Source organism: Methyloceanibacter sp. (assembly GCF_049590335.1).
Classification (GTDB): Bacteria; Pseudomonadota; Alphaproteobacteria; order Rhizobiales; family Methyloligellaceae; genus Methyloceanibacter.
This window is the reverse complement of the sequence record NZ_JBAWCQ010000125.1, coordinates 1-8,275: the sequence shown is the minus strand read 5'-3', so window position 1 is coordinate 8,275 and position 8,275 is coordinate 1. Positions and strand designations below refer to the sequence as shown.

General features: G+C 62.1%; 7 protein-coding genes. 6 read left to right on the top strand and 1 reads right to left on the bottom strand.

Annotated elements, in window-relative coordinates:
• Nucleotides 1-335 precede the first annotated feature (335 nt).
• From WBQ77_RS10025 to hspQ, 3 genes are all read left to right on the top strand, one after another.
• Nucleotides 336-1,562, top strand: a complete 1,227-nt coding sequence (locus WBQ77_RS10025) for an FAD-dependent monooxygenase (RefSeq protein ID WP_424060082.1) — start codon at nt 336-338, stop codon at nt 1,560-1,562.
• A gap of 106 nt (nt 1,563-1,668) precedes the next feature.
• Entirely contained in the window at nt 1,669-2,586 is a 918-nt protein-coding gene (locus WBQ77_RS10020) for a lysophospholipid acyltransferase family protein (RefSeq protein ID WP_424045414.1), read from the top strand.
• A gap of 56 nt (nt 2,587-2,642) precedes the next feature.
• Entirely contained in the window at nt 2,643-2,975 is a 333-nt protein-coding gene (gene hspQ, locus WBQ77_RS10015; RefSeq protein WP_424045413.1) for a heat shock protein HspQ, read from the top strand.
• Nucleotides 2,976-3,126: 151 nt separating this feature from the next.
• On the opposite strand, the gene WBQ77_RS10010 is transcribed toward hspQ, so the two are convergent.
• On the bottom strand, nt 3,127-3,888 hold the full coding sequence (locus tag WBQ77_RS10010; RefSeq protein ID WP_424060079.1) for an invasion associated locus B family protein: 762 nt from the start codon (nt 3,886-3,888) through the stop codon (nt 3,127-3,129).
• A 260-nt stretch (nt 3,889-4,148) separates the two neighbouring features.
• On the opposite strand from WBQ77_RS10010, the gene WBQ77_RS10005 reads away from it, so the two are divergent.
• The 3 genes from WBQ77_RS10005 to WBQ77_RS09995 are packed head-to-tail and all read left to right on the top strand — an operon-like array spanning nt 4,149 to nt 8,178.
• Nucleotides 4,149-5,966, top strand: coding sequence for an extracellular solute-binding protein (locus WBQ77_RS10005; RefSeq protein ID WP_424060077.1), 1,818 nt, complete (start codon nt 4,149-4,151; stop codon nt 5,964-5,966).
• 40 nt (nt 5,967-6,006) lie between these two features.
• Nucleotides 6,007-7,602 (top strand): AMP-binding protein, encoded by a 1,596-nt coding sequence (locus tag WBQ77_RS10000; protein WP_424060075.1) that lies wholly within the window; start codon nt 6,007-6,009, stop codon nt 7,600-7,602.
• Nucleotides 7,603-7,647: 45 nt separating this feature from the next.
• Nucleotides 7,648-8,178, top strand: a complete 531-nt coding sequence (locus WBQ77_RS09995) for a GNAT family N-acetyltransferase (protein WP_424060073.1) — start codon at nt 7,648-7,650, stop codon at nt 8,176-8,178.
• The last annotated feature ends 97 nt before the right edge of the window (nt 8,179-8,275 follow it).

The window sequence follows — 8,275 nt, the reverse complement described above, 5'->3', positions numbered from 1 at the left end:
ACATCGCGCTCTGTAATGGCATTCTGATCAGCGGCATGCGAGATCGCGGCCGGAAGAATGCTTACACCAAGTACAAGCGCTCCTATTGCAAAAGTAATATTTGTCATTATTTGTTATTTTCCTTTTTTCCAATCAAATGCTAATGCGCGTTTGCTGTTATGATCGATAAACGAGGATTCTCTTCTCGCTTTTACCAATAACGCCAAGGCGAATTGACGTTCCGTTCGCGATATATGTTCAAACCGACAACAGTTCTACATTGGCTTGATTGGTATGAGATCGGCTGTTGATAGGAAATTACTTTTGAAGGATCCCGAAATGATCGTTGGTGGGCTGTGACCGAACCGTTCGATGTCGTCGTAGTTGGCGCCGGCCCAGCTGGGATCGCGACGGCGCTGGCCCTGAACCATGTGGGTGCGGCCGTGGCGCTCGCCGGGCCCCCGCCCCCGACGACGGCTCTGCCCCGGCCCGAGACTCGTACCGCTGCCCTGCTAACGAACTCCGTCGACTTCCTGAAACACCTTGGCGTCTGGGATCGGCTTGCACCCGACGCCGCGCCCTTGACCGCGATCCGGATCGTCGATGCGTCCCGGAGCCTGCTTCGTTCGCCGGACATCTCGTTCGAGGCTCGGGAGCTGGGCCTTGAGACTTTCGGCTTCAACATCGCAAACACCGCTTTGAACGCGGTGCTCTACGACCGCGCGAGGGAGGTGATCCCCCATGTCGTGCCCGAAACCATCAAGACGGTGGACCTCGATGACGACCAAGCCACATTGACGCTGGGCACTAACGAACAACTCCTCGCCCGTCTCGTTGCCGGTGCCGACGGACGCCGCTCAGTGTGCCGCCAGACGGCGAACATCGAAACAAGAGACTGGCGGTACGAACAATCCGCCATCGCTTCCAGCTTCCGCCACAGTCTGCCCCATGAGGGGGTCGCGACCGAGCTGCACCGCGAGGGCGGCTCGGTGACGAGCGTGCCGACGCCCGACTCACAAACGTCGAGCCTTGTCTGGGTCTGCAGTTCGGCTGAAGCCAAAGCCCTCATGGACCAAGACGAAACCCGCTTCGCGGCGAGCCTACAGGAGCATTTCGACGAGACGCTCGGCGTGATTTCCGACGTGGGACCACGCGCCTGCTTCCCCGTGGCAGGGCTGACTGCCAAGCAGCTCGCGGCCAACCGCACCGCCTTGGTCGGCGAAGCGGCGCATATCATGGCGCCCATCGGCGCGCAGGGGCTCAACCTTGGTCTGCGCGATGCCGCAGCCCTTGCGGACTGCGTGGCGGATGCGTTGCGCCACGGGCGTGATCCGGGCGGGCCCCATGTCCTCGCCCAATATGTCCGGGCCCGCCAGCTCGACGTCCTGTCTCGAACGATCGGCGTCGACCTTTTGGGCCGCTCGCTTTTGACCACTCTTGTACCGGTCCAATTGGCACGCAGCGCGGTCCTGACCGGGCTCAAGACCTTCGCCCCCCTGAAACGGCTGGTGATGCAGGCGGGACTTGCCCCACCCGCCAACCTGCCGCGCCTCATGCGGCCGATCGAGACCATGCCCGCTTGACGTCGCTTGCGAGTTTCTTCAAGACGATGCGTTTTCAAAGGCCTGCCTTGAGAGCGCACCGGGGTTCCTGCACACATCTTAGAGACCCAACGAAAGACAAAACCTTTTGGCGAATTCCCTCGACACGTCCTTTGCAACCGACCTGAAGTACCGGCTTGAGTATGGAGGCTTGCGCTTCCTGATCGGCCTTGTCCGATTGGTCCCGCTCGACACCGCCTGCGATATCTCTGCCTTCTTCTGGCGCGTGCTGGGCAAACGCAATCGGCGTCACAAGCGGGCCCTGGCCAATCTGGAGCGGGCTTTTCCCGAGAAAACACTCGAAGAGCGTGAACGGATCGCCGTTGCCGCTTGGGACAATCTCGGCCGGGTTATGGTCGAAACGATGAATATCGACCGCATCATCAAGGACCCCAGTCGGCTCCACGTGACCAACGGCCATTGGATCGGCCGCTACAAGGACAAGATGGGGCCCGCTCTCATCGTCACCATGCATATGGGCAACTGGGAAATCGGCATGTGGCCGGTCACCCTCGCCGGTGTGAAGCCCGCGGGCGTCTACCGTTCCGTGAAGAATCCTTACGTCGACCGTTATCTTCGCGAGCAGCGCCAAGCCCTTTATCCGGGCGGGCTTTTTGGTCGTGGTCGGACAGCCGGCGACGACGAAACGCAGAAGACGGCGCGCCTCATCATGGATTTTGTCCGCCAAGGAGGACGTCTCGGCTTCATCTCCGATCTTTACGACCGGAACGGCATCGAGGTGCCGTTCTTCGGACATCTAGCCAAGAGCATGCCTATTGCTGCAATGATCGCGCGCCGGGTCGGTGCCCGCATCTGGATCGGCCGTTGCGTGCGGATCGGAAATCGCTCGGTTTTCGACGTCAATGTCAACGAGCTCCGAGTCCCCCGCACCCAGAACCAGGCCGATGACATTCGCGCCATCACAGCGGCCATCCAGCGCTACTTCGAAGCGTGGATTAGGGAGAATCCTGAACAGTTTATGTGGTCAAATCGACGCTGGTCCTGAGGCGTTCTCATCCCGCGTTGACACTGTGCGCGGCCCACGATCTTATCTATCGGATGATGTCTACAGTTCGAAATGCTCGATTTCAGATCGGTCAGGTGGTGCGGCACCGGGCCTATCCCTTCCGAGGCGTCATCTTTGACGTGGACCCGACCTTCTCGAACACCGAGGAATGGTATGCCTCGATACCCCAGAACGTGCGGCCAGCCAAGGACCAGCCGTATTACCACCTTCTGGCCGAGAACGCGGACACCGAGTACGTCGCCTATGTCTCGGAGCAGAACCTGCTGCCGGACGAATCCGACGAGCCTCTGCGCCATCCGCAGATCTCTGAGTTCTTCGAAGACCTAACAGACGGCGTCTTCCGCTTCCGCTACATACAAGAGCACTAGCCTCGGGGCCTGGCCGTGCGCACAGCCGCTTCAGCAACCGCCTTGTGCACACCCAATCACACCCCAAAAGGAAAAAGCCGCGCAGGAGATCCTACGCGGCCTAATCTTGTGTCTCACGGCGCCATCGGCGCCGAGCTAGCGCCCGCCGCTACTATTGCTGCGGGACCGCACCTGGCTGCGGAGCCGCGCCGGGCTGTGGTGCCGCGCCGGGCTGCCCCGGGGCGCCCTGCCCCTGGCGGGCCTTCGCGGCAAGCTCCTGCTGGCGCTTTTTGAACATCTCCATCAGCTGACGGCGTTGCTCCTCATAGACTTTGTTGTCGACCGGCGGGCCGTCGAAGGCTTTGGTGAAGCCGGTCAACGGCACCGGGAAACCCATGGTCTTTTGCTGGACGTTCATAGCGGCAACGACCATCTGACTGCCGCCGCGCATCTTCTGCAAAAGATCGTCGGTGAGCTCCATCTGAACCTGGCAGCTGGTCGGGAAGCAGATCGAGTATTGCAGCTGAATCGGCTCCTGCTCGTCGATCCGAATTTGCACGCCAGCGGGCATCACAAGCGCGTAGGCCGTCGGCACGCGGATGAGAAGCTGCTTCTTCTCGTCGCCTTCCGCAACACGCACAGCCGCGGCGATCAGCACCATGCCGGTGTTGGGCTCGAGGCCCTCATGGTTGACCAAACAAATCTGCTTGCTGCCGGTCTGCTCGTTCTTCATGCACAGCTTGACCCAAGCGTCCTGAGCGCCAGCCACGGCACCGGCGGCCGGCGCGCCCTTCGGCGCGGCGGAAGAGTTGGGCTGCTGGGCCATCGCAACGACGCTGGCAGAGGTTACGCCAAGCGCTAAAAGACATGCGCCCAACACCGTACGCGCCGCGTCGCGGCGAAAGCTGTTCCAGCGATCCTTGGACCAGATCATTAAACGACCTTTCCTCTCTATATGTGGGCTTGCACAGGCCTACTGCCCTTATCGGAGCCCATTCTTTCAGCCTAGGGTCAATACCCGAAATGCGGCGCGGTCGTGGCTTATGACCGCTGTCTCGGGCTTGCCGCACTCTCAGCCTTCCATTGGTTTAGACTGGGGAAGGATTCAGTCCGGCATAAGAATTCTTGATCAGGAATGTTACCCTTAACTAGATAGCGTAACACGCTGGCATCTATAGCCATCCAAGGTCTTCGTTGAAAGCCCCTATTTTGCTTCTGACCGCGGGTCTCCTGCTCTTGCCAGTGGGAGCCCTGGCGGACCCGAAAGGCGGACTGGCCATGCATGGCGAGCCCCGCGAAGAGGCTGATTTTTCTCATTTTCCCTATGTGAACCCCGATGCGCTCAAAGGCGGCCGGGCCCGCTTCGCCAAACAAGGCACCTTCGACAGCCTGAATCCCTTCATCGTAAAGGGCGGCTCGGCGGATGGCATGCGCGAATATGTCTTCGAGACCCTGATGGCGCGGGCCTATGACGAGCCCTTCACCCTTTACGGCCTGATCGCCGAGACGGTCGATACGCCCCCCGACCGGTCCTGGGTCGAATACACGCTACACCCGGACGCGAAATTTTCCGACGGCACCCCAATCACCGTCGAAGACGTCATTTTCTCCTATACGGTCCTTCGAGACCGCGGACGCCCCAATCACCGCTCCTACTACAAGAAGGTCACGAACGTCGAAAAGACCGGCGACCGCTCCGTTCGCTTTACCTTTGACGACTCAGGTGACCGGGAAATGCCCCTGATCATGGGGCTGATGCCCATTCTGCCGCGCCACGCCTTGACACCGGAGACGTTCGAGATGACTACGCTCGAAGCGCCGCTCGGCAGCGGCCCCTATGTCGTGGACCAGGTGGACCCGGGCAAAAGCATTACATATAAGCGCAACCCCGCCTATTGGGGTCGGGACCTTCCCGTCAATCGCGGGCGCTACAATTTCGATGAGATCCGGGTTGATTACTTCCGGGATGCGAGCTCGGTATTCGAGGCTTTCAAGTCAGGGCTCGTGGACCTTCGCGATGAGCTCTCTCCCAACCGTTGGGCCCAAGGCTATAACTTTCCAGCCATGCGCGCAGGCCGCGTTTCGAAGGAAGCGCTTCCCATCGAGACGCCGGCGGGCATGTCCGCCCTCGCCTTCAACACGCGCCGACCCCAGTTCGCCGATCCGCGTGTGCGCCAGGCACTGATCCGGCTGTTCGACTACAACTGGGTCAACCGGACGCTCTATCATGACCTGTTTGCCTATTCGCAGAGCTATTTCGCCCGTTCCGAGCTGTCCTCCCATGGGCGCCGGGCGGACGCCACCGAGCGTGCCCTGCTGGCGCCGTTCCCGGACGCCGTGAAGCCGGAGATCATGGAGGGGACGTTCTCGTTTGCCGCCAGCGACGGGTCGGGCCAGAACCGGGAGGGCCGCATCGAAGCGCTCAAGCTCCTGGAAGAGGCTGGCTACACCTTGAAAGACGGCACGCTCGTCAACACCGAGACCGGCGAGCCCTTCACCTTCGAGATACTGGCCAGAACCAGGGGCCAGGAGCGCCTGCTTCTCACTTATGCGGGCGCCTTGAAGAAGGTCGGGATCGAAGTGCGGATCCGTCAGGTGGACGCGGCCCAATATGAGCGACGCAAGCAGACTTTCGATTTCGACATGATTCCCAATTTCTGGGGGGCTTCGCTCTCGCCGGGCAACGAACAGTCGTTCCGCTGGGGCAGCAAGGCGGCCAAAGCGCAAGGGTCGTTGAACCTGGCCGGGGTCCAGAACGACGCCGTGGACGCCATGATCACGGCCATTTTGGAGGCCAAGACCCGGGAGGATTTCGTTTCCGCCGTGCGGGCGCTGGATCGCGTTCTGCTGTCCGGTGACTACGTGATGCCGTTGTTCTATCTACCGGATCAATGGGTGGCGCACTGGAAGAGACTGAAACGCCCGGACAAGACGCCGCTCTACGGCTACCAGATCGACGCGTGGTGGTACGACGAGGATCCCGACACAAGCGCCGAGATGCGAGAGCCCTAGCGACCGACGACCGAATTTGAGCCATCTGAGCTTTGAGCCCATGACAACGCTAGCTGCGCCACAAGACGAAAGGCCTCAGGACAGCGTCCGGATCACGCACGCGGGCTTGCTGCGCCGCCGCACCCAGCAAACGCCAGACGCTCTGGCGCTGCTCGACCCGCCGAACCGCCACTCCCTCATCCCCTCCGCACCAAGGCGCCTGTCCTTTGGCGAGGCGGACACGGCCGTCGAGGCCCTTGCTGCGTATTTCGTACATCTGGGCCTTATGCCCGGCGACTGCGTCGCGGTGCAGCTCCCGAACTTGATCGAGTCTCCGCTGACGCTCTTGGGTGCCTGGCGGGCCGGGCTGACCGTCGCCGCCATCCCCATGTTGTGGCGCGGCACGGAGATCGCGCGGGTCTGCGACATGCTTGAGCCTGTCGGCTTGATCGGCGCATCTGCCTATGCCGGAGAACGCCCGGCCGAGCTCTTGCGCGACGTGGCCGCCACAAGGCTCTCGGTCCGCTTCGTGATGGGCTTCGGTCCGGACCTGCCTGACGGAGTCTCGTCTCTGGACGATGCTGTGCTGGATGGCCCCTCGCCCGGGTTCATCCCCCGCGCCAACACAGGTCCCTCTCTCGTCACCTTTACCGCCCGCGCCGGCGCTGCCCTCGTACCCCTCTTCCGGCACGAAGACGACCTGCTGCTGCAAGGAGCGTTGAGCGTCATGGCGCTGTCCCTCGATCGCCACGACGTTCTCCTGAACGCTTTTCCGCTCACTGGCCCTGTCGGGATCAGCGCCGGACTCGCGCCCTGGCTGATCGGCGGCACGGCCCTCGTACAGCACGACCCGTTCGACTACAACGTCCTCGTTCGGCAAATTCTGACCAACGGCGCTACCGCGACCGCACTGCCAGGGACGGTCTTGGATCGCTTCACAGCAGACGGCATCTTCGCCGACCCTCAATGCAAGCTCCGCCATGTTGGCCGCGTCTGGGCCGCACCCAAGCTCGCCGAGCACGCCGGCGCTGCCGCTCCGGATGATCGCGGTGCCTTCGACTTGTACCCGCTGGGCGATCTGGCCTGTCTCGTGGAGCGAGCACGCGAGGGTGCCGACCGCGGAACGCTTCCTTTAGGCACGTTCGAGATCGTCGATGGCGGGGACGTCACGACGTTTCTCGATACCGAACTGACGAACGGTAGCGAGTCCGTGGCCAAAGACATCTCGATCCGTGGCCCCCTGGTTCCGCGCGGCCGTGCAAGCGGCGCAGCTGCGCGCGACGCCGATGGGTTCATCAAGACGGGACTTCACGGAGAGGCTCGTAATGGCCGCCTCTTCGTCTCCGGCGATCCCGAGCTTGTCTATCATGGTGGCTTCACGATCGCGGCGTCGGAGCTCGACGGGCTCTATCAGGCCTTTCCCGAGTTCCTCGACGCGGCCTCATTCGTCCTGCCGGACCCTGTGGTGGGCCATAGGATCTTCGTCGCTGTGGTGCCCGCGCCCTCTGTGCCCGTATCCTTGGACGGGCTACATCGTTTCCTCACCGAGCGGAGCGTCGCGCCATACAAGTTCCCGGATAAGCTTCTCGTGGTTCAAGAAATCCCGCGCGGCGATGATGGTGCCATCTTACGCGCGGAGATCTTGCGCGAGGTTTAGCGGGCCCGCCTAGGCTGAACTCCGCGCAAAGGCGGCATCGGCACAATGATCAAAAACGTCGAGATACGCCAAGCACTGCCGGCCGATGCGCCCGCGATCGAGGCCCTCTACCCGGCGGCGTTTCCGGATGAAGATCTGGTGCCACTCGTGCGCGACCTACAAGAATTGGCGGCGATCTCGTTCGTGGGATTAGCCAATAACGGGCTTGTGGCTCATGCGGCTTTCACTCCATGCAGCCTTGCCGGGAGAGGAGACAATGTCGCGCTCTTAGGACCGGTGGCCGTCGCGCCCGACCGGCAACGACAAGGGATTGGCAGCGCGCTTCTTCGCGCCGGCTTGCGGCATTTGCAGAACGCCGGCACGGGCTGGGTCTTCGTCCTGGGCGATCCGGGCTATTACGGCTGCCTCGGCTTCAAGCCGGACGACGACGTGAGGCCGCCCTATCGCCTGCCGGAGGAATGGCGTGGCGCATGGCAATCGCTCAGCCTGTCGGAGCACAAGACACCGCTTCGCGATCAGCTCACCGTTCCGCAAGCCTGGCGCCGGCAGGCTCTGTGGACCCCTTATGGCCTATGATGCAGGGCCTACGCGGCCTTCTTGTCCACACCGGCAATTTTGGCGAGCTCTTTGAGGAAGTCGCGGGCACCGATGAGCCGGTCCTCCGCACTTGGCC